This is a genomic window from Stenotrophomonas sp. YJH_SMC_73, from assembly GCF_059370155.1.
The window spans coordinates 465,475-485,338 of sequence record NZ_JCAFTJ010000001.1 but is presented as its reverse complement, the minus strand read 5'-3'; the positions used below and the strand labels follow the sequence as shown (position 1 = coordinate 485,338).

The following is a 19,864-nucleotide window of genomic DNA, read 5'->3' as shown; positions in this document are numbered from 1 at the left end:
GCAACGGGGTCAGAGCCCTCTCCGCAGGAGAGGGATCCGACCCCGGCATGATGGCCTCAGCGCGCGGCGATGAACGCGGCAATCGCCGCGCGCAGGCGCTTCAGGCCTTCGGCCACTTCTTCGTCGGTGATGTTCAGCGACGGCACGAAGCGCAGCACGTCCGGGCCGGCCTGCAGGGTCAGCAGGCCGTGCTCGGCGGCGTGGTCGAGGATCGCACCGGCCTGGCCGGCGAAGTCCTTGCTCAGCACCGCGCCCAGCATCAGGCCACGACCACGCACGTCGCTGAACACACCGAACTCGTCGTTGATGCGGGCGAAGCCATCGCGCAGCGCCTTGGACTGGCGGCTGACGTTGGCGGCGATCTCCGCCGAGGCCAGCTTGCGCAGCGCCACGCGGGCCACCGCAGCAGCCAGCGGGTTGCCACCGAAGGTGGTGCCGTGGGCGCCGAACTGCATGGTCTCGGCCACCTTCGGGCCGGCCAGCATCGCGCCGATCGGGAAGCCGCCACCGAGTGCCTTGGCCAGGGTGACCATGTCCGGCACCACGTCGTCCTGCCAGTGCGCGAACAGCGTACCGGTGCGGCCCATGCCGGCCTGGATCTCATCCAGCACCAGCAGTGCATTGTGCTGGTCGCACAGTTCGCGCACGCGCTTGAGGAAACCGGACTTGGCCGGCATCACGCCGCCCTCGCCCTGGATCGGCTCCAGCATCACCGCCGCCACGTCGCCGGCGGCCATCGCGGTTTCCAGCTGTACTTCATCGTTGAAATCGATGTAGCGGAAGCCGCCGGGCAGCGGCTCGTAGCCTTCCTGGTACTTCGGCTGGGCAGTGGCGGTCACCGCGCCCAGGGTGCGGCCGTGGAAACTGCCACGGAAGGTGATGATCACCCGCTTGTCGGCCGGGCGGCCCTGGCTGGAGGCCCACTTGCGGACCATCTTGATCGCCACTTCGTTGGCTTCGGCGCCGGAGTTGCACAGGAACACGCGCTCGGCGAAGCGGCTGGCCTTCACCAGCTCCTCGGCCAGGTGCAGCGGCGGTGCGCTGTAGAACACGTTGCTGGTGTGCCAGAGCTTGCCGGCCTGCTCGACCAGTGCGGCCACCAGGTCCGGATCGTTGTGGCCCAGCCCGCACACGGCGATGCCGGCAGCCAGGTCGATGAACTCACGGCCCTGGCTGTCCCACACGCGGGCGCCCTGGCCTCGCTCCAGTACCACCTGGCGGGGCTTGTAGACCGGCAGGTAATAGTGCGAAAGGGAGATCAGCGGATCGGTAGCGGCGGTCATGGCAGTCGGCAGGGTTCAGGAATCCCCATTCTCGCGCCGGAACCCCTGCGGCACAATGCGCCCATGCGACCGTTTTCTGCCCCCCAGCTGAACCCCGCCACCGAGACCGGCTGGCGCCGCCGGTGGTTCGACATCATCTACCGCCACGACTCGCGGCCCTCGCGCAATTTCGACCTGATCCTGGTAGTGGCGATCGTCGCCAGCATCCTGGTGGTGATGATCGACAGCGTGCAGCACCTGCATGCCGAATGGTCCACCGGCCTGTACATCCTGGAATGGGCTTTCACGATCATCTTCACCGCCGAGTACCTGCTGCGGCTGGCCGTGGTCAAGCGCCCGCTGCGTTACGCGGTGAGCATCTGGGGCATCATCGACCTGCTGTCGATCCTGCCCGCCTACCTGTCGATGTTCATTCCTGGCGCGCAGAGCCTGCTGGTGGTACGCGCGCTGCGCATCCTGCGCGTGTTCCGCATCCTCAAGCTGACCCGCTACATCGAGGAAAGCGGCGTGCTGATGACGTCGCTGTGGCGCAGCAGGCGCAAGGTGCTGGTGTTCCTGTTCACGGTGATCACCATCACCATCATCGCCGGCGCGCTGATGTACGTGATCGAGGGCCCCGAACACGGCTTCACCAACATCCCGGCCAGCATGTACTGGGCGGTGGTGACCATGGCCACGGTCGGCTTCGGCGACATCGTGCCGCAGACCGTGCTTGGCCGCTTCGTCACGTCGGTGCTGATCCTGATCGGCTACAGCATCATCGCCGTGCCCACCGGCATCTACACCGCGGAGCTGGCCAGCACCATGCGTGAAGCCGAGCTGGCCGCGCGCCGTGATGCGCGTGGCTGCCCGCACTGCGGGCTGGAAGGCCACGAGCCGGATGCCCGGCATTGCCGCAAGTGCGGGGGTGAACTACCGGATGCATTCAGCCATTGAGGCACATGCCGGCCAGCGGCCGGCACTACCAAACCCGCAGGGTGCGTGCCGGGCGTGACCCGGCACTACCCTCGGTAGCTCCACGCCATGCGTGGATCCTCCTCAACGCATGCGGTTGCTGGTGGTCACCAGGTCGTTGTAGGCATCCAGGATCGTCGACTGCGCGCCCTCAGGATCGGTGGTGAGCCAGCTGCCCGACGCCTTGCGCTCGGCGGCCAACGCATCGGCGGTGATCGGCTTGCCCTGCTCCAGACGCTCGACACCGCGACCGGCGGTACGCACCAGCTTGTCGGCCGAACGCTGCACATGACCCCACATCGGGTCGTCCTTGCCGACACCACTGTTCTGGATTTCCGTCACCAGCGCCTGATAGTCGGCCAGCTGGCCGCGCAATACCGCAACGTCCGGTGCGTCGCTCTGGAACGCCATCGCCAGCTGCTTGCCATCGCCGACAAGGCGCAGGTGGTAATAGGCCAGCGAGCGGCCTTCGCTTTCCTCGATCTGCTTCAGCTGGGCGGCGCGGCGATCGTTCTCGTTCTTTTCCAGCGCAGCATCCATCGCTTCGCTGGCCTTGAAGAAATCAGCATAGGCCTGCATCAGCGGGGTATGCTGGCTGCGCATCCCTTCGCCACCATCGCGACGATAGTCCTCGCGGGTGAAGTACCCATCGGCACGCTCGATCAGGGTGTTCAGTGCCTGGAATGCCCGCTGGTACTGTCGCGCTGGTGCATCCAGCGGCGTGGCAGGGGTCTTTGCCAGCGCATCGGTCAGCGGCTGGCCGCAATGGTCGACCCGGTGCGACAACAGCTTGCCGGGTGAACGCGGCTGCGCTTCCTTGCCGGTCGGGCCGGCCTCGGGATCCTTCATCCAGCCCGTATAGGTCTGGAAACCCTCGCGGATGGGCTGTTCGACGCCGTTGTAACACTCGATGTAGGCGTTCACCTTCCCCAGCCCGGGGTCGGCGACCGCCAGCCCCGCCGGGTTGTTGCAGCCGGCCAGCGCGCCAAGCAGGAGAACGGGAATCAGGCGTGTGGATGCGTTCAAATCAGTTCCTTGCACCAGTGAAAACTGCAGGCATCTTCATGCATGGCGCGGGCGCGCGCTCCAGCACCTCGGGAAGGTGCTGGCATTCGGGGCTGCGGGGCGCGTCATGTCGCAATCATCCTGCTCGATCGCGACAAAAATAACGTTGAGCTTCGCTACTGGCGGTTGCTCTGGAAAACCAGCGAGTTGTATTCCTGCATCAGCTTGTTGGCGGAGCCACGCGGCGCCATCGAGGGCGAATCCAGCATGCGTCGTTCGAAATCGCTGTAAGGCTTTTTCTCGCTGACGCGCTGCAGCCGCTCCTTGCCTTCGCGACGGAAGTTCTCGGCTTCACGCTCGAAGCTGTTCCAGTCCAGCTTGCCCGGCTCCTGATCAGCCACCTTCGCATGCGCTTCGTCGGAAATGCGGTTGAACGCATCCAGGCGCTCGCGCGCCTTGGCCTGATCGAAGTCATCCTCACTCATCAGATCCATGATGGCCTTGGCTTCCAGCATCATTGCCAGACGGTAGTACTCGCGCGTGCGTCCCTCGGCCTGTTCCAATACCTTGAGCTGCTCGCGCTGGGCGGCGTCGTTCTGGCGCTCCAGCTCGGCGTTGAACGTTTCGCTGGCAGTCACGAACTCCTTGAAGGCGGCCATCAAGGGCGCGTGCAGCTGCTTTCCCTTGGCGAACTGGTCGTCTTCGTAGTCCTGGCGATCGTAATAGTCGTGCGCGTCCTTGCTGAGCGGCACCAGTGCCTTCAGCGCCTGCTGGTAATGGCCAGCAGCGGCATCGAGCTCAGCCAGCGCCGGCTTGGCAGCCATCGCCTCGGTCACGGGACCATCGCACTGCTTCATGTCGTAATCGCTGATCTCGAACGGACCGTACACCTGGGTCTCGCGCCCGCTCGGGCCGGCCTCGACGTCCTTGATCCAGCGCGTATAGGACTCGATGCTGCCGTGGGTCTTCGAATCAAGCGTGTTGAAGCAGCCGATGTAGGCGTTGAGCTTGGCGGTCAACTGCTGCTGTGCGTCGGATGGCGCCGCGCTGGCGTCGGGCGTGCTGGAAGGGCCGGCGTCGCCAGTGGTTGCGGGTGCCTTGCCGCCGCAGGCAGCCAGGACAATCGACAGCGAAGCGGCCAGCGCCGCGACGGAAAGAGTGCGTGACATGGGTTCACGTCCTTGTTGAAAACGATTACAGCCGCGCATTCTAGCGCAGCAGGCCGAAGGTCGCAGCCCTCGGCCTCTGCCGGCGACGCGCGATCACTCCAGGAACAGATCCGGCAACAACGGACGCGATGGATCCACCGCATAGCCGGACAGATCGGTGATACCCGCCTGTGCCAGCACGTCATCGTCGATCAGGAACTGGCCGTGGAAACCCGCCGCCTCGCGCACCAGCACCGCGTGCGCAGCATCGGCCATGATCTGCGGCGTGCGGCAGCCGGCCGCATCGACGCCCGGAATCATGTTGATCGCATCGGTGGCGATCACCGTGCGCGGCCACAGCGCGTTCACCGCCACACCCTGCGGGCCGAATTCCGCGGCCAGGCCGAGCGTGACGAAGCTCATGCCCATCTTCGCCAGCGTGTAGCCGGTATGCGCGCCCCACCACTTCGGTTCCAGGCTCGGCGGCGGCGCGAGAGTGAGGATGTGCGGGTTCGGCGCCTGCAGCAGGTACGGCAGGCAGGCCTGCGCGCACAGGAAGCTGCCGCGCGAATTGACCTGCTGCATCAGGTCGAAGCGCTTCATCGGCGTATCCAGCGTGCCACGCAGCCAGATCGCGCTGGCATTGTTGACCAGGATGTCGATGCCACCGAAGGTATCGACCGTGGCCGCAACTGCGGCGTGTACCTGCTCCTCCTCGCGGATGTCGCACTTCAGGGCCAGGCCCTGCCCGCCTGCCGCCGTCACCGCTTCGGCCGCGGTATGGATGGTGCCCGGCAGCTTCGGATTCGGCACCGACGACTTGGCCGCAATGGCCACGTTGGCGCCGTCGCGCGCAGCGCGCAGTGCGATGGCCAGGCCGATGCCACGCGAGGCACCGGTGATGAAAAGCGTTTTGCCCTGCAGACTGCCCACGTCCCACACTCCAGCGTATGCCATGAGCCGCTAGTATGCCGCGCCGACGTGGAGTTCACCCGGCCTTGACGATACTTGGGCCTCCAGACAACGCACGAGGTCCACGCCATGCGCCGTTCCCGCCTGTTGCTGCCTGCCCTGGGGCTTGCGCTGCTGACCGCCTGCCAGGGCCGTTCACCGGAACCGGGCAAGGAGCCACCTGCCGGTGACACGCCCAGCGCAGAGAAGGCCGCCGCCGACGGCAAGCTGCGCTGGAGCGAGGCCGTGGTGTGGGATGGCGACCTCAACGCCTGCCGCCAGGGTGAGAACGCCGCCACGCGTGATTGCCTGCGCGATGCGATGCGCGCCGGCGGCGCCAGCGCCGATGCGATCACCGCCGCCGAACAGCTGTCCACCGGGGGCGAGCTGGCCTACGTGACGGCCTGGCACGAGAACGAAGGCCTGGGCATTGCGACGGTCGAGTATCCGTTCCGCGCCAACACCAACGAGGGCACCCGCCTGGTCGACGCCACCGGCAAGCGCATCGATGTGGATGCCGTGCAGCTGGACGACACCCTGCGTGCCGACCCCGCCGTGCAGGCCCTGCTGAAGGACCACCCGCAGGCCACGCCGTTCGCACCGGCGCAGTCGGCCGGGGCCACGCCGCTGGAGAACGGTGGCGTCCGCCTGCTGTACCGCACGCCGCTGCGCGACTGCCACGCCTGCCCGGATGTGGGCCAGCTGCAGATCGCGTACGACTTCGACGCCAAGCGCAACTTCATTGGCCAGCAGGTGGTGCCGGCGACGCCGTAAGGTCACCCGCCTCTGTAGAGCCGAGCCATGCTCGGCTCTACATTTCCATTCCTGGTACAGCACTTCCACGCCATCACCACGGGCAAGACGTCTCACCTGATCCAACGTATCCACCGCCATGACGGAGTACGTGACCTCCACACCGGAGTGCAGGCGTCCCTCGGCAGGGTCCTCATCAGTCTCTACTGATATCAGCTTGCGGATTCCGGCGCATCGATAGAGGGGCGCTCTACCGTCTTCACCCATCAGGCGGCCGCTCGGATCCTCATACCCGCGAACAAGCGCGTTTGCATTCTCAAGAGCGCGCTCGTCGTTATCGGCACTGATCAGGTACACGTTCTCATGCACCAGGAGCGAGTCCTACCCTTGGCTCTCGTAATAGAGGATGGCGTGTGCGCAGTCCCACATGCATTACCTCAACAGCACTCTGGTCAATCAACCTCATCGACCTTTGATGTGCGCGATATGAAAGGCGCCCTCAGTTCGCCCACGCAGGCACCGTTCACTGCCCCCCCGCGTAATACATCCCCTGGAGCATGACAAAGTACAGGCCTGGCTCGATGCCACGCACGGAGTCCTCGTACTCCGCGCCACTCAGATCGACCAGCGCATCGGCGGAGGGGCCGAGGGCATCACTGCTTCCACCCTCATGGAGCAGGTAGCCGAACGCAGCAAAGTGCCCGCCATCATAGCCGCCCGAGTTCGCAAGAAGCGCCTGCAGCGGTGTCTGGCAGGACTGCACATCATTGCGCGACCCACTCATTCCTTGGCAGATGCCTGGATGCTTGTCTCTGGAAAAGGCGGGAACCAGACCCGTCCCACCCGCTGCCAGCAGCAGGGATATACCAAGTGCTCTATTCAAACCGTTGCACGTCGACCACTTTCCGTTGTGATGGGCAGACCCCTTTGACAGCCATCAGCCACCGACGGATTGATGACCATATGACCCTTCAGAGCTGAGCCGACTCTCGATCACCGATCTGACATAGGCAGCCCTCGCTGTGCCAGACCCGGAGTACTCAGCCAGGAGCTCCATCGCCTCAGACCTCATCTCAGCACCGCCAGTGGCCACGAACACAGAAAATGCTGGCTCCAGGTAGCCAGGTGCCTCACAGATGAACCGCTTGCGTTCATCAAGCGGGAAATCGATGGCGTAGTCCGCCCACTCGATGTAGCGCTTCCAGAAAGCTGGCGCCGCGCGCTGCTGATCCTGCTGATCCTCCATCCGCATCAGCAGGGATAGCTGATCAGCGCACGCATCCACAACGTCCCCAGGCAAGTCCAATGCGGCGACGCGCCCGGGATCAACGGCCTGCCAACAGAACACCATGAAGTCGGCGACGAACGCCGCATCGCTTCGTTCAAGCATCAAGCGCTGATACATCGCAAGCGCTTCCGCGACATCCACTGGCTCTTCGAGGCTGGCATTCTGCACATTGCCCTTGTCGTCACCAGAATCCTTCTTCGCCACCTCATGCATAGCAGACCACGCTCTCGATCTGCGGAGATATCAGCTCGCCACCATCCCAACGAATGATCTCCAGCTCCAGTAGCCGGTCGTTTGCGTCCGCATGAAGAATCGGCGTGAGTTCAGCACCATCTGCGTCCTGCATCTGCAGCTCGACGGGATATGCGTGCTGCCCTAGATACGGCGGACGCTCATATCCAGAAATGACGAATCCCACCCGAGCTCCACCCAGACTGGTTTCCACAGCGCTTGCGGAAGCCAGGTCGGCTTGAAGCTGCGAAGCAGAGGCCGCAGGCAGGCAGACTGCCACAGCTTCAATCAGCGCTCTTTCAACGCTGGAAACGGTATGCATTGGGTTGCTCATTTCGTTCTGTTGCCAGCTCCCAAACTCAGCGACGCCATCTACCCTTCAAGGCATCTACAAAATATGACGACAGCAGAAAGGCTTGAAACACAAAAAAAAGGGTAAAGAGCAATTCGAGCCGCGTTGCCAATCCCTCTGTAGTCAAGGATGACGTAGATCAGCACAAAGAACAGCACCCCTCCTATCTCATAAACTAACAAAGAACGCGTTGATGTCTTCACTTCCTTTTCTCCAGTTCCTTCTGTGCTGCCGCAGTCGCCATCTGAGCTGATGCCTGGGCAGTCTGTGACATGGTGGCCTGCCCCAAGCTCTGCTTCGGAATAGCTGCTGCAGTTGACGCGGTCGCATGGGCCATATTTGGCACTCCGGGTGCAGAGGAGGCGACCATCCTTTGTAGATTCCCTTTGGCCGCAGCTCCCGCAAAATCACCAGCAGCCACACCAATTCCGCTCGCAACTAGACCGCCACCGACACTACCCGCCATCGCTGACGCAAGCTCCGCACCGGACGTGGGCTTTCCTTCCTAGGCATTCTGAGCAAGAACACTGCCCGCCCCCGTGAAGGCGTTGGTCACCGCTTGAATCGCGACAGCTCCTCCCACTGTAACTGTCCCTCGACCAATGGCACCGATCAACGCGCCTCCGACCCCGCCGCTCACAGCTCCGCGTTGTTGCCTGGCAGGCTGACATCGGTGACGGCAAACTCACTTGCACGCGACCATTGAATTGCTTAATGCACCCACGCATGGCGTGGATCTACCGGTACGCCTGCACCTGCTTCCTCAGCAGATGCGGCACGATCAGCCGATGCACCGGGGCGACCGGCAGCATGTACACACGCCCGAACGCGTTGTGCGTATGCACCACCGTCGCCACTTCCAGCACATCGCCCTGCCACTGCAGGGCCAGCTGCACACGCAGGTGGCGGTCGTCGTCTTCCAGCACGATGGCATCGTCATCCAGCGACTGCAGGGTGAAGATGCCCAGCCGTTGCCCCGGACGCGGCTGCGCGATGTCCTGCACCGCGCGCAACGAGCCCAGGTGCTTCATGCCGAGCAGGCGCATGCCGCGATTGCGCAGCGCCATCAGCCCATCGAACCAGCCGGGAATAGTCGCCGCCATGTCGCGATAGGCCTGCAAGGCCGAGCGCCCATCGCGACGGGTCGTCGCCTGGCAGGCGTGCACGAAGTCGGCACCGGCCAGCTGTGGGCGCAGGACGCTGCCCGCGCTCGGCGGGCCGGTCACCACCTGCGCACGGCTCACGGCTTCGGCCCCTGCCCCTCGTTGTCTTCCCAATGCAGGATGCGGCGGGTGACGAAGCGGTAGACCGGCTTGCCGGTGGCGAACCACAGCTCGCGCACCCAGGAGGTGCGCTTGAGCACCCGCTTTTCCACCGGGGTGAGCGACTCGCGGCAGTACATGCGCTTGTGCTTGAGCAGGTGGCGCAGGTCCTCACGGGCCAGCAGGCGCATCCAGCGCGAGCGCGGGTTGCCGATCATCGCCAGCTGGAAGTCGATCAGCGCCGGGCGGCCATCGTCGGTGACCAGCCAGTTGGCTTCCTTGGCCAGATCGTTGTGGGCCACGCCATTGCGATGCAGCTGCTGCAGCAGACGACGCGCGGCGCGGAACCAGGCCAGGTCACCGCGAGGCGGACGCTGGTACATGGCGTCGCCGGCCATGAAGCTGCGGTCGAGATGACGTCCATCCCACGCCAGCAGCTGCGGCACATCGGCCATGCCGTGGATGTGGCGCAGTGCGCGTGCTTCACGGCGGGCCAGCCACCAGGCCGGCAGCCGCAACCACAGTGGTGTGGCGCCCAGATCACGGCGTACAAAGGAGCCGGCCGGCCCTTCCACAAGGAGGATGCGACCGAAGCTGTCGGCCTTCAGGGCGTGCGAGGGCGTGTCTGACGAATGCGGCATGTGCCCATTCTAGGCGATGGCGCCCGTTGCAAACGGTCACCAAGCGGCTGGGAACCAGTCACCTTCACGCCCCTATAATCGGGCAATGGACTCTTCATGGATCGACGCCACCCTCGCGTGGATTGCCGCTCACCCCGTGCTGGCGGGTGCCGTTATCTTCCTCATCGCCTTCTGCGATGCGGTGATCATTCTCGGCGCCATCGTGCCGGCCCTGCCGCTGCTGTTCGCGGTGGGCGTGTTCATCGGGCTGGGCCAGATCTCCGGGCCGTATGCGGTGGCGGCAGCCGCACTGGGCGCATTCGCCGGTGATGGCATCAGTTACTGGATCGGGCGCCGCTGGGGTGACCGCCTGCGTGGCGTGTGGCCCTTCAGCCGTTACCCGCAGCTGCTCGACCGCGGCGAAAACCTGTTCCGCCGCAATGCCTTCAAGAGCATCCTGGTAGCACGCTACGTGGGCGCGATCCGGCCGTTCGTGCCGGCCATCGCCGGCATGATGAAAATGCCGGCCAGCCGCTACATGCAGGCCAGTGGCATCGCCAGCATTTCGTGGGCGGTGCTGTTCCTGGCACCGGGCTGGGTGCTCGGCGAGGCCTACGACGCGGTGGCCGCCGTCGCAGGGCGCCTGGTGGTGGTGGTCGGCCTGCTGGCAGTGATCCTCGGCCTGGTCTGGGCCATCGTGCTGTACGGCTACCGCTGGTCGGCCGCGCGCATGGACAACTGGCTGGCGCGGCTGCTGGACTGGTCCAACCGACACCCGACGCTGGGCCGCTACACCGTCGGTGTGCTGGACCCGAAGCGCCGCGAGTCGGTGCCGCTGGCGATGCTGGCGCTGATGCTGCTGGTGCTGGGCTGGGGCTGGTTCGCGCTGCTGACCGTGGTGGTCGCCCATGGCGAGCCGCTGGCGATCGACCTGCTGGTGCACCAGGCCATGCTGGCGCTGCGCAATCCGCTGGCCGATTACCCGATGGCCGCGCTGGCATCGCTGGGCGCCTGGCAGGTGTTGTTGCCGGCCACCGCTGCAGCGATGGGCTACCTGATCTGGCGCCGCCGCTGGATGGCAGCCGCGCACTGGCTGGCCGCGCTTGCCTTCGGCCTGGCGTTGACCATGCTGCTCGGCGCAACGGTGGATGTGGTGCGACCGGTCGATGCCAGCAGTGGCTTTGGCTTCCCGTCGGTGTCGGTGACCATGGCCACCATCACCTTCGGCTTCTTCGCGGTGCTGATCGCCCGCGAGATGCCTGGCCGCACCCGTGTCTGGCCGTACCTGGTGTCGGGCATCGTGGTCAGCCTGATCGGCTTCTCGCGCCTGTACCTGGGCGCGCACTGGCTGAGCGATGTGATCGGCGGCATGCTGTTCGGTACGTTCTGGCTGCTGGTGCTGGGCATCGCCTACCGCCGCCGCTTCAACCGCTCGTTCTGGGTGAAGCCGGTGGCGTGGCTGTTCTACGGTGTCTTCGCCGTGGCGGCGATGTGGTACGCGCCGCGCCACATTCCGGTGAAGCTGGAACGCTTCGAGCCGACCCTGCCGGCGGCGCAGGCGATGGACATGCAGGCCTGGTGGCAGCACGACTGGGCGACACTGCCGGCGCGCCGCAACGAGTTCGACGACGACCAGCGCTGGCCGCTGGACGTGCAGGTGGCGGGCCCGCTGGCCCCGCTGCAGGCGCAGCTGGAAGCACGCGGCTGGAAGCGGCAGGAACAGGCCGGCTGGCAGGAGGCGCTGCTGATGCTGGACAAGAACACGGGTGCCGACGAACTGCCGGTGCTGCCAGCCACGCTGGACACGCGCGTGGAAGCGCTGTTGATGGTGCGCCCGGGTACACACCGCGATGAGCGCTACGTACTGCGCCTGTGGCCAGCCCCTGCGCAGTTGCAACCGGGCAATACGCCGCTATGGCTGGGCAGTGCGCAGACCCTGCGCTACGAGCGTCATTTCGAGTGGATCGGCATGTGGCACCCGCTGCGTGGCGTCGACCCGGCGCTCAACGCAGTGAAGGACGCCGTGCAGGACCTGCCGCAGCGCGAGGATGTGCACAGCGAAACCGGGTTGCCGGTGCTGCGGTTGAAGACCACGGCGCCCTGACCGGCACCGGTGCGCGATCACCCACTGTAGAGCCGAGCCCATGCTCGGCTGCTCTTCGCGGGAACCATCAAGCCGAGCATAGGCTCGGCTCTACAGTAGATCAGTAGATCCACGCCGTGCGTGGATGGCATTCCACGCATGCCCCAGCGTGTGCACCAAGGTGCACACCCACCCAAGGCAGGCTGCTACGGCATCCAGCCCAGCAACTGCTGCAATCGCTGGTGCGGGTCGTCCATCTGCAGCAGCTGCAGGCGCTGCTGCTCGCTCAGCGGCAACAGCTCGGCCAGCCGCCAGCCGACCCAGCTGGCCTGGTCCAGCAACGCCGGGTTGGACGGCGCATAAGCCTCGCCGGCCTGTTCGATGATGTGCCCCAGCACCGTGGCCAGCAGCGCGTGCTGTGGTCGCAGTTCGTCGTCCGGGTCTTCCTCGCACCAGCGCACGTCGGCCACCACCAGGCCGTTGTCGCGCACGCGGGTACGCTCCACATGGAAACGGCGGGTGCCGCGCAGGCGAAGCTGCAGCACGCCATCGGCACCGACATCGAAGTCTTCGATGCGCACCTGCACACCGTAGGCCGCCGGCGTCGCCGGTGCGCCGACTTCCTCGCCATCGAGGATCAGGCAGACACCGAACCCCTCACCACTGCGGCCGCTGTCGCGGACCAGGTCCAGATAGCGGCGCTCGAAAACACGCAGGCCCACCGCCGCACCCGGCACCAGCGTGGTGTGCAGCGGAAACAGCGGCAGCGGGCTGTCGACGCTCATCGGGCCTGCAACGCGGCGAGGAAGCGGCGCGGGGCGCCGTCGAAGCCACCGTTGGACATGAACACCACGTGGTCGCCGCTACGCACGCTGGACTGCAGCTGCGCCAGCAATGCGTCGGTATCCGGCACCGCGTGGGCGTCACCACGTACCGCAGCGATCACCGCAGCGGCATCCCAGGCCAGTTCCGGGCGATGCAGGAACACCACTTCATCAGCCAGCGCCAGCGACGGTGCCAGTGCCTGCGCATGTGCGCCCAACCGCATCGAGTTGCTGCGCGGTTCCATCGCAACCACGATGCGCGCATCGCCGACCCTGGCACGCAGGCCCTCCAGCGTGGTGGCGATCGCGGTGGGGTGATGGGCGAAATCGTCGTAGACGGTGATGCCGCCATGGCTGCCGATCACTTCCATGCGGCGCTTGACGCTGCGGAAGCGCGCCAGCGCCGGGATCACCGTGGCCGGCGCCACGCCCACTGCATGCGCAGCGGCCAGCGCGGCCAGCCCGTTGAGCACGTTGTGGCGGCCCAGCAGCGACCACTGCACGTCGCCCAGCGCCTGCCCACGATGGTGCACGCGGAACGCGCTGCCATCGGCGGCCAGCAGCTCGGCATGCCACTCCAGCGACGGATCGAAACCAAACCGCTCGACCGGAGTCCAGCAGCCCATCGCCAGCACTTCGGCCAGGCGCTGATCCTCGCCGTTGACGATCAGCCGCCCACGTGCGGGCACGGTACGCACCAGGTGGTGGAACTGGCGCTGGATCGCCGCCACGTCCGGGAAGATGTCGGCGTGGTCGTATTCAAGATTGTTGAGGATGGCCACCAGCGGCCGGTAGTGCACGAACTTGCTGCGCTTGTCGAAGAAGGCCGTGTCGTACTCATCGGCTTCGACCACGAACTCGCGGCCCTGGCCCAGGCGCGCGGAGACTCCGAAATCCTCGGCGACGCCGCCGATCAGGAAGCCGGGCGAGCGCCCTGCACTTTCCAGCAGCCAGGTGAGGATGGTGGTGGTGGTGGTCTTGCCATGGGTACCGGCCACGGCCAGCGTGTCGCGGCCCGGCAGCACCTGCTCGGACAGCCACTGCGCGCCGGATATATAGCGCTGGCCGGCATCGAGCACGGCTTCCACGGCGGCATTGCCGCGCGACAGCGCGTTGCCGATCACCACCTCGTCGGTGCCGGCCGGCACGCTGTCGGCACGGTAGCCCTGGTCCAGGGTGATGCCCAGCTGTTCGAGCTGGGTCGACATCGGCGGGTAGATGGCCTGGTCGCTGCCGCTGACGGAATGCCCGAGTTCCCGCGCCAGGGCGGCCACGCCGCCCATGAAGGTGCCGGCAATTGCAAGGATATGTACGCTGCTCATGACCGAGGATTGTGACCGATGACGGCTGTATAGGGCCAATGTCCGCTATCGGGTAAGACAACCCCTACACGGGATGTGAGAAAACTCCAATTAGCTGTCAGGGAATTCCCGATAGCGATGTTCTGTGAACCCGGACACAATTCGAACTGCCAGCCGCAGTACCCGAACCGGTCCTACTCCCCAAGAGGCCATCCCCAAGGGAGCTCATGCTGCGGGGCCCTGAGCAAGCCCTTCGCTGGCGCCTGTCAAACGACACAGGCCTGATCCTCGCGGACCAGGCCTGTGTTTTTTTGCGCCCGGGGAGCCGGCAATTCGCGCCGGCCCGGCCGGATCAGGCCTTGATCGCCGCCAGGATGCGGGCTTCGATCTCGTCCAGCTCACCGACGCCATCGACGCGGGCCAGGGTGCCACGGCCGGCGTAGAAATCGACCACCGGGGCGGTCTGCTCGTTGTAGACCTGCAGGCGCTGGCGCACCGCTTCCGGATTGTCATCGGCGCGGCCCTGCTCCTTGGCACGACCGGCGATGCGATCCACCAGCAGCTCGGTGGCCACGTCCAGCTGCACCACGGCGTCCAGCGGCTGGCCGATCTTGGCCAGCAGGCCGTCCATCGCATTGGCCTGGGCCACGTTGCGCGGGTAGCCATCGAGGATGAAGCCCTTGGCGACATCAGCCTGGGTCAGGCGCGACTCCAGCATGCCCAGCAGGATGTCGTCCGACACCAGGTTGCCGGCATCCATCACCGTCTTGGCCTGCTTGCCCAGCTCGGTGCCGGCGGCGATTTCCGCGCGCAGCATGTCACCGGTCGAAATGTGGGCGATGCCCAGCTTTTCCTTCAGGCGCGTCGCCTGTGTCCCCTTGCCCGAACCGGGCGGTCCCAACAGAACCAATCGCATTGACCTGACTCCAACGTGTTGAAAACAAAGAAGGTTCGCGTCCCGGACGGTCCGGTATCGCTGCACCGCAATAGCGCCACTTTACCGCATCCGGGTAATGTCCCTGCAATGTCCCCTCCCCCGAGCAGGTAGAAGCATGCGCAACGGTACTCTCCTTTATGCCCAGTCCGGCGGTGTCACCGCCGTCATCAACGCCACGGCGGCGGCGGTGATCGAGCAGGCGCGGGCCAAGGGCATCAAGGTCCTGGCCGCCCGCAACGGCATCCTCGGCGCCCTGCGCGAGGAGCTGATCGACACCAGCAAGGAGAGTGCCGCGGCCATCCGCGCGCTGGCCCATACCCCGGGCGGTGCCTTCGGCTCGTGCCGGGTCAAGCTGAAATCGCTGGACGCCGACCGCGCCCGCTACGACCGCCTGCTGGAGGTGCTGCGCGCGCACGACGTGCGCTGGTTCCTCTACAACGGCGGCAACGACTCGGCCGATACCGCGCTGAAGGTCTCGCAGCTGGCCAAGGCCTCCGGCTACGACCTGACCTGCATTGGCGTGCCCAAGACCATCGACAACGATCTGGCGGTGACCGACACCTGCCCCGGCTTCGGCTCGGCGGCCAAGTACACCGCCGTCTCGGTGCGCGAGGCGGCGCTGGACGTGGCGGCGATGGCCGAGACCTCCACCCGCGTCTTCATCTACGAGGCGATGGGCCGCCACGCCGGCTGGCTGGCCGCGGCCGCCGGCCTGGCTGGCAACGGTGATGACGAAGCACCGCACATCATCCTGCTGCCCGAGCGCGCCTACGACGAGGCCGCGTTCCTGGCCAAGGTGAAGGCCGTGGTCGAGCGCGTCGGCTACTGCGTGGTGGTGGCGTCGGAAGGTATCGCGACCGCAGATGGCCGCTTCGTCGCCGACGCAGGCGGCGGCAAGGACTCGTTCGGTCACTCGCAGCTGGGCGGCGTGGCCGCGCACCTTGCTGCACGGGTCAAGGACCAGCTGGGCCTGAAGGTGCACTGGGCGCTGCCGGACTACCTGCAGCGCTCGGCCCGCCACCTGGCCAGCAGGACCGACTGGGAGCAGGCACAGGCGGTCGGCAGGGCCGCCGTGCAGCTGGCACTGAAGGGCCAGAACGGCGTGATGCCGGTGATCGTGCGCAGCAGCGATGCGCCCTATCGCTGGAAGATCGAAGCGGCCCCGCTGTCGAAGATCGCCAACCACGAAAAGAAGATGCCGGCCGGCTTCATCCGCCGCGATGGCTTCGGCATCACCGCCAAGGCGCGCGCCTACCTGTCGCCGCTGATCAAGGGCGAAGCGCCGCTTCCCTATGGCACCGACGGCCTGCCGAAGTACGTGACACTGAAGAACGTGGCGGTGAAGCAGAAGCTGCCGGCCTTCGAGGGCTGACCTGAAAAAGGGGACGGAGGGGATTAAGTCGCATACGCCCCTCTGTCATCTCCAACAGCATCAGCAGTGGGTCGGATACGACTTAATCCCCTCCGTCCCCTTTTCATGGAGGTAATCATGGCACTGCGTGTTGTTCGTCTCGGCAGCCCGCGCCAACCCGGTGAGGGCCTGCGCATCGGCACCGTGCGGCGACCACCGCGCGGCGTGCCCCGCAACGAATTCGCGAAACGGGACTGGTACGACGTCTGGTTCCCGACTCTGTCACCCAGCGCGGAGCTGGTGAAACAGGCCCATGAGGCGAAGACCGCCGCCGACTGGACTGCGTTCTTCCGCCACTACAAGGCCGAGATGAAAGCGCCCGATGCCGCGCACGCGCTGGACCTGCTGGCCGCGATGTCGCAGCACAGCGACCTCAGCGTGGGCTGCTACTGCGAGGACGAAGCGCATTGCCATCGCAGGGCGTTGCGCGAGCTGCTGGTGGCGCGCGGGGCGACGCTGGCGGAGTGAGATCAGCCGGATGCCGGCCAGCGGCCGGCACTACCACCCGTGGACGACTGCGTGGGCGCAGCGCACGCATCATCTCAATTGCAGGCCTTGCCTTCCATCTGCAGCTGCGCGGCGAACATCGTCACCTGCGGAATCTGGCCGGCTGCCGCCTGCTTCTTGGCCTCTTCCAGATAGATGCGCGACTGGCCCTGCCCATCCAGCTCGACCTTGTTGCTCGACGGCAGGCGCCACACCCGCACCACCGCCTGCTGCGCCGGGCATGCCGCGTTGGGCACGCGGATCACATCGTTGAGCTTCCAGCCCTTGTCGGCACTCGGCTGTGCCTTGGTGTAGTCGACGAAGCGCGCACGTGGCTGGCACTGCTCGCTGGTACGCACGGCGGAGAAGCGGTACGGGGCGGCGGCATCGCCGGTGAACGCACCTTCCAGGCGTGCGCAGGCCTCGGGAATCTGCCGCAGCGTATGCACCGCGCCCACCGCCTGGGGTGCGCCCACGGCACGCTGCAGCTCCGGGGTTTCCGCAGCGAGTGCCGGCACGGCCGGGGCCAGGGCGGCGAGCATCAACAGGGACAGGCGCATGGGGGATCTCCATCGGGACTCCGCGCAGGCTTGCAGAGGCTGGCTTAACGGGGTGCAAAGGCCGGTGGCTCGCAAATCATGCCCTTGCCTGGCGGCGGGTCCGCGCGCATGTCGACGCGTTCATTGGCAGGGCGCCCACGGGTCATGCGGCGCGGCTCCCACGGGCCAGTCGAGCATGGCTCGACTCTACAAAGAGCGGCACGCATACTGCGGGCACCAGGGAATGCTGAACACCGCCATACGTCGGACGACCACCAAGGTCGGTACGGGTTGGTTCCAGGCTGCAGCCCGTCGTCCCCCTCGTGGTGCCGTTCATCGCCACTGGATGCCTACATCCATTCTGCGGAGGGGTCTAATGCTGGAACGTCACGGGCTGTCACTGGCGCTGGGCTGCGCCATTCTCGCGATCCTGTTCGGAATCGTCTCGGCGCGCTGGATCCTGCGCCAACCCACCGGCAATGAGCGCATGGTTGCGATCGCCACCGCGATCCAGGAAGGTGCGCGTGCCTACCTCAACCGTCAGTACCTGACCATCGGCATCGCCGGCGTGGTGCTGTTCGTGCTGGTCGGGGTGTTCCTCAGCTGGTACACCGCGATTGGTTTCGCGGTCGGTGCGGTGCTGTCCGGCGCCGCCGGCTACATCGGCATGAACGTGTCGGTGCGCGCCAACGTGCGCACCGCGGAGGCGGCGCGCCAGGGCATCAGCGCGGCGATGGACGTCGCCTTCCGCGGCGGCGCGATCACCGGCATGCTGGTGGTCGGGCTGGGCCTGCTGGGCGTGGCAGGCTACTACGCACTGCTGCTGCGCATGGGCCTGCCGATGGAGCAGGCGCTGCACGCGCTGGTCGGGCTGGCGTTCGGTTCGTCGCTGATCTCGATCTTCGCGCGCCTGGGCGGCGGCATCTTCACCAAAGGCGCCGACGTCGGCGCCGATCTGGTCGGCAAGGTCGAAGCTGGCATTCCCGAGGACGACCCGCGCAATCCGGCGGTGATCGCCGACAACGTCGGTGACAACGTCGGCGACTGTGCCGGCATGGCCGCCGACCTGTTCGAAACCTATGCGGTGACCGTCATCGCCACCATGCTGCTGGGCAGCCTGATGCTGGCCGAGGCCGGCGCCAACGCGGTGCTCTACCCGCTGGTGCTGGGCGGCGTATCGATCATCGCCTCGATCATCGGTGCGCTGTTCGTCAAGGTGAAGCCGGGCGGCTCGATCATGGGTGCGCTGTACAAGGGCGTGATCGTCTCCGGCGTGCTGGCGGCGATTGCGTTCTATCCGATCACCACCGGGCTGATGTCCGACAACGTGCATGGGCCGATGGCGCTGTATGGCTGCGCGTTGATCGGGTTGGTGCTGACCGGGCTGATCGTGTGGATCACCGAGTACTACACCGGCACCCAGTACAAGCCGGTGCAGCACGTGGCGCAGGCCTCGACCACCGGCCATGGCACCAACATCATCGCCGGCCTAGGCATTTCGATGAAGTCCACCGCGCTGCCAGTGGTGGCGGTGTGTGCGGCGATCTGGGGAGCCTTCGCGCTGGGCGGCCTGTACGGCATCGCCATCGCCGCTACTGCGATGCTGTCGATGGCCGGCATGATTGTCGCCCTCGATGCCTACGGCCCGATCACCGACAACGCCGGTGGCATCGCCGAAATGGCCGAGCTGCCCTCGGAGATCCGCGACATCACCGATCCGCTGGATGCAGTGGGCAACACCACCAAGGCAGTGACCAAGGGCTATGCGATCGGATCGGCGGCGCTGGCCGCACTGGTGCTGTTCGCCGACTACACCCACAACCTGCAGGCGGCCAATCCCGGCCAGGAGTTCCGCTTCGATCTCAGCGACCACACGGTGATCATCGGCCTGCTGATCGGCGGCCTGATTCCCTACCTGTTCGGTGCGATGGCGATGGAAGCGGTCGGCCGCGCCGCCGGTGCGGTGGTGGAGGAAGTGCGCCGCCAGTTCCGCGAGATCCCCGGCATCATGCAGGGCACCGGCAAGCCCCAGTACGACAAGGCGGTGGACATGCTGACCCGCTCGGCGATCCGCGAAATGATCGTGCCGTCATTGCTGCCGGTGGCGGTGCCGGTGGTGGTCGGCTTGCTGCTGGGGCCACGCGCGCTGGGCGGCCTGCTGATCGGCACCATCGTGACCGGCCTGTTCGTGGCCATTTCGATGACCACCGGCGGCGGTGCCTGGGACAACGCCAAGAAGTACATCGAGGATGGCCACTTCGGCGGCAAGGGCAGCGAGGCACACAAGGCGGCAGTGACCGGCGACACCGTCGGCGATCCGTACAAGGACACTGCCGGCCCGGCGATCAATCCGCTGATCAAGATCATCAACATCGTGGCGCTGCTGCTGGTGCCGCTGTTGTAGATCCGCGCCATGCGTGGATGACGGCCTCGATG

At 66.0% G+C, this 19,864-nt stretch carries 19 protein-coding genes; 6 read left to right on the top strand and 13 right to left on the bottom strand.

All coding sequences use genetic code 11. From position 1 onward, the window contains the following. Positions 1 to 56: 56 nt before the first annotated feature. Entirely contained in the window at positions 57 to 1,283 is a 1,227-nt protein-coding gene (locus AC5P8R_RS02175; protein ID WP_014648299.1) for an acetylornithine transaminase, read from the bottom strand. Positions 1,284 to 1,346: 63 nt separating this feature from the next. On the opposite strand from AC5P8R_RS02175, the gene AC5P8R_RS02170 reads away from it, so the two are divergent. Further along, entirely contained in the window at positions 1,347 to 2,219 is an 873-nt protein-coding gene (locus AC5P8R_RS02170) for an ion transporter (protein WP_014648300.1), read from the top strand. A 102-nt stretch (positions 2,220 to 2,321) separates the two neighbouring features. Here AC5P8R_RS02170 and AC5P8R_RS02165 read toward each other — a convergent pair whose 3' ends face one another. The 3 genes from AC5P8R_RS02165 to AC5P8R_RS02155 form a co-directional block, all read right to left on the bottom strand. After that, positions 2,322 to 3,263 (bottom strand): YiiG family protein, encoded by a 942-nt coding sequence (locus tag AC5P8R_RS02165; RefSeq protein WP_142235213.1) that lies wholly within the window; start codon positions 3,261 to 3,263, stop codon positions 2,322 to 2,324. 155 nt (positions 3,264 to 3,418) lie between these two features. Continuing rightward, the gene (locus AC5P8R_RS02160; protein ID WP_046432348.1) at positions 3,419 to 4,411 is read right to left on the bottom strand and encodes a YiiG family protein; all 993 of its coding nucleotides are present in this window, start codon (positions 4,409 to 4,411) and stop codon (positions 3,419 to 3,421) included. A 93-nt stretch (positions 4,412 to 4,504) separates the two neighbouring features. Beyond that, entirely contained in the window at positions 4,505 to 5,347 is an 843-nt protein-coding gene (locus tag AC5P8R_RS02155) for an SDR family oxidoreductase (protein WP_495222949.1), read from the bottom strand. 84 nt (positions 5,348 to 5,431) lie between these two features. On the opposite strand from AC5P8R_RS02155, the gene AC5P8R_RS02150 reads away from it, so the two are divergent. Further along, entirely contained in the window at positions 5,432 to 6,115 is a 684-nt protein-coding gene (locus AC5P8R_RS02150) for a hypothetical protein (RefSeq protein WP_032956036.1), read from the top strand. 502 nt (positions 6,116 to 6,617) lie between these two features. Here AC5P8R_RS02150 and AC5P8R_RS02145 read toward each other — a convergent pair. The 5 genes from AC5P8R_RS02145 to AC5P8R_RS02125 all read right to left on the bottom strand — a co-directional run bounded on the left by AC5P8R_RS02145 (position 6,618) and on the right by AC5P8R_RS02125 (position 9,868). Continuing rightward, the gene (locus AC5P8R_RS02145) at positions 6,618 to 6,878 is read right to left on the bottom strand and encodes a hypothetical protein (protein WP_481479049.1); all 261 of its coding nucleotides are present in this window, start codon (positions 6,876 to 6,878) and stop codon (positions 6,618 to 6,620) included. Positions 6,879 to 7,031: 153 nt separating this feature from the next. Then, a complete protein-coding gene (locus tag AC5P8R_RS02140; protein ID WP_495222948.1) occupies positions 7,032 to 7,586 on the bottom strand; it encodes a hypothetical protein in 555 nt (184 codons plus the stop codon). A gap of 1 nt (position 7,587) precedes the next feature. Continuing rightward, on the bottom strand, positions 7,588 to 7,935 hold the full coding sequence (locus AC5P8R_RS02135; RefSeq protein WP_032956031.1) for a DUF6984 family protein: 348 nt from the start codon (positions 7,933 to 7,935) through the stop codon (positions 7,588 to 7,590). Between the two features lie 767 nt (positions 7,936 to 8,702). Next, entirely contained in the window at positions 8,703 to 9,209 is a 507-nt protein-coding gene (locus AC5P8R_RS02130; RefSeq protein ID WP_032956030.1) for a DUF2867 domain-containing protein, read from the bottom strand. Next, a complete protein-coding gene (locus tag AC5P8R_RS02125; protein ID WP_262224758.1) occupies positions 9,206 to 9,868 on the bottom strand; it encodes a serine/threonine-protein kinase in 663 nt (220 codons plus the stop codon). The genes AC5P8R_RS02130 and AC5P8R_RS02125 overlap by 4 nt, the downstream gene beginning before the upstream one ends. A gap of 85 nt (positions 9,869 to 9,953) precedes the next feature. Here AC5P8R_RS02125 and AC5P8R_RS02120 point away from each other — a divergent pair, with 85 nt between their 5' ends. Continuing rightward, on the top strand, positions 9,954 to 11,951 hold the full coding sequence (locus AC5P8R_RS02120) for a bifunctional DedA family/phosphatase PAP2 family protein (protein WP_046432354.1): 1,998 nt from the start codon (positions 9,954 to 9,956) through the stop codon (positions 11,949 to 11,951). A 185-nt stretch (positions 11,952 to 12,136) separates the two neighbouring features. Here the strand turns inward: AC5P8R_RS02120 and AC5P8R_RS02115 are convergent, their stop codons facing one another. The 3 genes from AC5P8R_RS02115 to AC5P8R_RS02105 form a co-directional block, all read right to left on the bottom strand. Continuing rightward, the gene (locus AC5P8R_RS02115; protein WP_032956024.1) at positions 12,137 to 12,715 is read right to left on the bottom strand and encodes an LON peptidase substrate-binding domain-containing protein; all 579 of its coding nucleotides are present in this window, start codon (positions 12,713 to 12,715) and stop codon (positions 12,137 to 12,139) included. Beyond that, entirely contained in the window at positions 12,712 to 14,076 is a 1,365-nt protein-coding gene (gene mpl / locus AC5P8R_RS02110; protein ID WP_014648310.1) for a UDP-N-acetylmuramate:L-alanyl-gamma-D-glutamyl-meso-diaminopimelate ligase, read from the bottom strand. The genes AC5P8R_RS02115 and mpl overlap by 4 nt, the downstream gene beginning before the upstream one ends. Positions 14,077 to 14,407: 331 nt before the next feature. Next, the gene (locus AC5P8R_RS02105; protein WP_032956019.1) at positions 14,408 to 14,971 is read right to left on the bottom strand and encodes an adenylate kinase; all 564 of its coding nucleotides are present in this window, start codon (positions 14,969 to 14,971) and stop codon (positions 14,408 to 14,410) included. Between the two features lie 136 nt (positions 14,972 to 15,107). On the opposite strand from AC5P8R_RS02105, the gene AC5P8R_RS02100 reads away from it, so the two are divergent. Together AC5P8R_RS02100 and AC5P8R_RS02095 are read left to right on the top strand one after the other, a co-directional pair. Then, positions 15,108 to 16,364 carry a 6-phosphofructokinase gene (locus tag AC5P8R_RS02100; protein ID WP_495222947.1) on the top strand — a complete coding sequence of 419 codons (1,257 nt, stop codon included), beginning with the start codon at positions 15,108 to 15,110 and terminating at the stop codon, positions 16,362 to 16,364. Positions 16,365 to 16,481: 117 nt separating this feature from the next. Continuing rightward, positions 16,482 to 16,871, top strand: a complete 390-nt coding sequence (locus tag AC5P8R_RS02095) for a DUF488 domain-containing protein (protein WP_495222946.1) — start codon at positions 16,482 to 16,484, stop codon at positions 16,869 to 16,871. A gap of 74 nt (positions 16,872 to 16,945) precedes the next feature. Here AC5P8R_RS02095 and AC5P8R_RS02090 read toward each other — a convergent pair whose 3' ends face one another. After that, on the bottom strand, positions 16,946 to 17,449 hold the full coding sequence (locus AC5P8R_RS02090; RefSeq protein WP_014648314.1) for a hypothetical protein: 504 nt from the start codon (positions 17,447 to 17,449) through the stop codon (positions 16,946 to 16,948). A 355-nt stretch (positions 17,450 to 17,804) separates the two neighbouring features. Between AC5P8R_RS02090 and AC5P8R_RS02085 the strand changes: the two genes are divergently transcribed. Beyond that, positions 17,805 to 19,832, top strand: a complete 2,028-nt coding sequence (locus tag AC5P8R_RS02085) for a sodium-translocating pyrophosphatase (protein WP_032956016.1) — start codon at positions 17,805 to 17,807, stop codon at positions 19,830 to 19,832. Positions 19,833 to 19,864: the final 32 nt, after the last annotated feature.

Bases quoted from the DNA above. Each gene is read 5' to 3' on its own strand.
- AC5P8R_RS02135 (WP_032956031.1), bottom strand. From the start codon at position 7,935: ATGCATACCGTTTCCAGCGTTGAAAGAGCGCTGATTGAAGCTGTGGCA.
- AC5P8R_RS02155 (WP_495222949.1), bottom strand. From the start codon at position 5,347: ATGGCATACGCTGGAGTGTGGGACGTGGGCAGTCTGCAGGGCAAAACG.
- AC5P8R_RS02115 (WP_032956024.1), bottom strand. From the start codon at position 12,715: ATGAGCGTCGACAGCCCGCTGCCGCTGTTTCCGCTGCACACCACGCTG.
- AC5P8R_RS02160 (WP_046432348.1), bottom strand. From the start codon at position 4,411: ATGTCACGCACTCTTTCCGTCGCGGCGCTGGCCGCTTCGCTGTCGATT.
- AC5P8R_RS02100 (WP_495222947.1), top strand. From the start codon at position 15,108: ATGCGCAACGGTACTCTCCTTTATGCCCAGTCCGGCGGTGTCACCGCC.
- AC5P8R_RS02145 (WP_481479049.1), bottom strand. From the start codon at position 6,878: ATGAGTGGGTCGCGCAATGATGTGCAGTCCTGCCAGACACCGCTGCAG.
- AC5P8R_RS02150 (WP_032956036.1), top strand. From the start codon at position 5,432: ATGCGCCGTTCCCGCCTGTTGCTGCCTGCCCTGGGGCTTGCGCTGCTG.
- AC5P8R_RS02105 (WP_032956019.1), bottom strand. From the start codon at position 14,971: ATGCGATTGGTTCTGTTGGGACCGCCCGGTTCGGGCAAGGGGACACAG.
- AC5P8R_RS02120 (WP_046432354.1), top strand. From the start codon at position 9,954: ATGGACTCTTCATGGATCGACGCCACCCTCGCGTGGATTGCCGCTCAC.
- AC5P8R_RS02170 (WP_014648300.1), top strand. From the start codon at position 1,347: ATGCGACCGTTTTCTGCCCCCCAGCTGAACCCCGCCACCGAGACCGGC.
- AC5P8R_RS02175 (WP_014648299.1), bottom strand. From the start codon at position 1,283: ATGACCGCCGCTACCGATCCGCTGATCTCCCTTTCGCACTATTACCTG.
- AC5P8R_RS02085 (WP_032956016.1), top strand. From the start codon at position 17,805: ATGCTGGAACGTCACGGGCTGTCACTGGCGCTGGGCTGCGCCATTCTC.
- mpl (WP_014648310.1), bottom strand. From the start codon at position 14,076: ATGAGCAGCGTACATATCCTTGCAATTGCCGGCACCTTCATGGGCGGC.
- AC5P8R_RS02095 (WP_495222946.1), top strand. From the start codon at position 16,482: ATGGCACTGCGTGTTGTTCGTCTCGGCAGCCCGCGCCAACCCGGTGAG.
- AC5P8R_RS02090 (WP_014648314.1), bottom strand. From the start codon at position 17,449: ATGCGCCTGTCCCTGTTGATGCTCGCCGCCCTGGCCCCGGCCGTGCCG.
- AC5P8R_RS02125 (WP_262224758.1), bottom strand. From the start codon at position 9,868: ATGCCGCATTCGTCAGACACGCCCTCGCACGCCCTGAAGGCCGACAGC.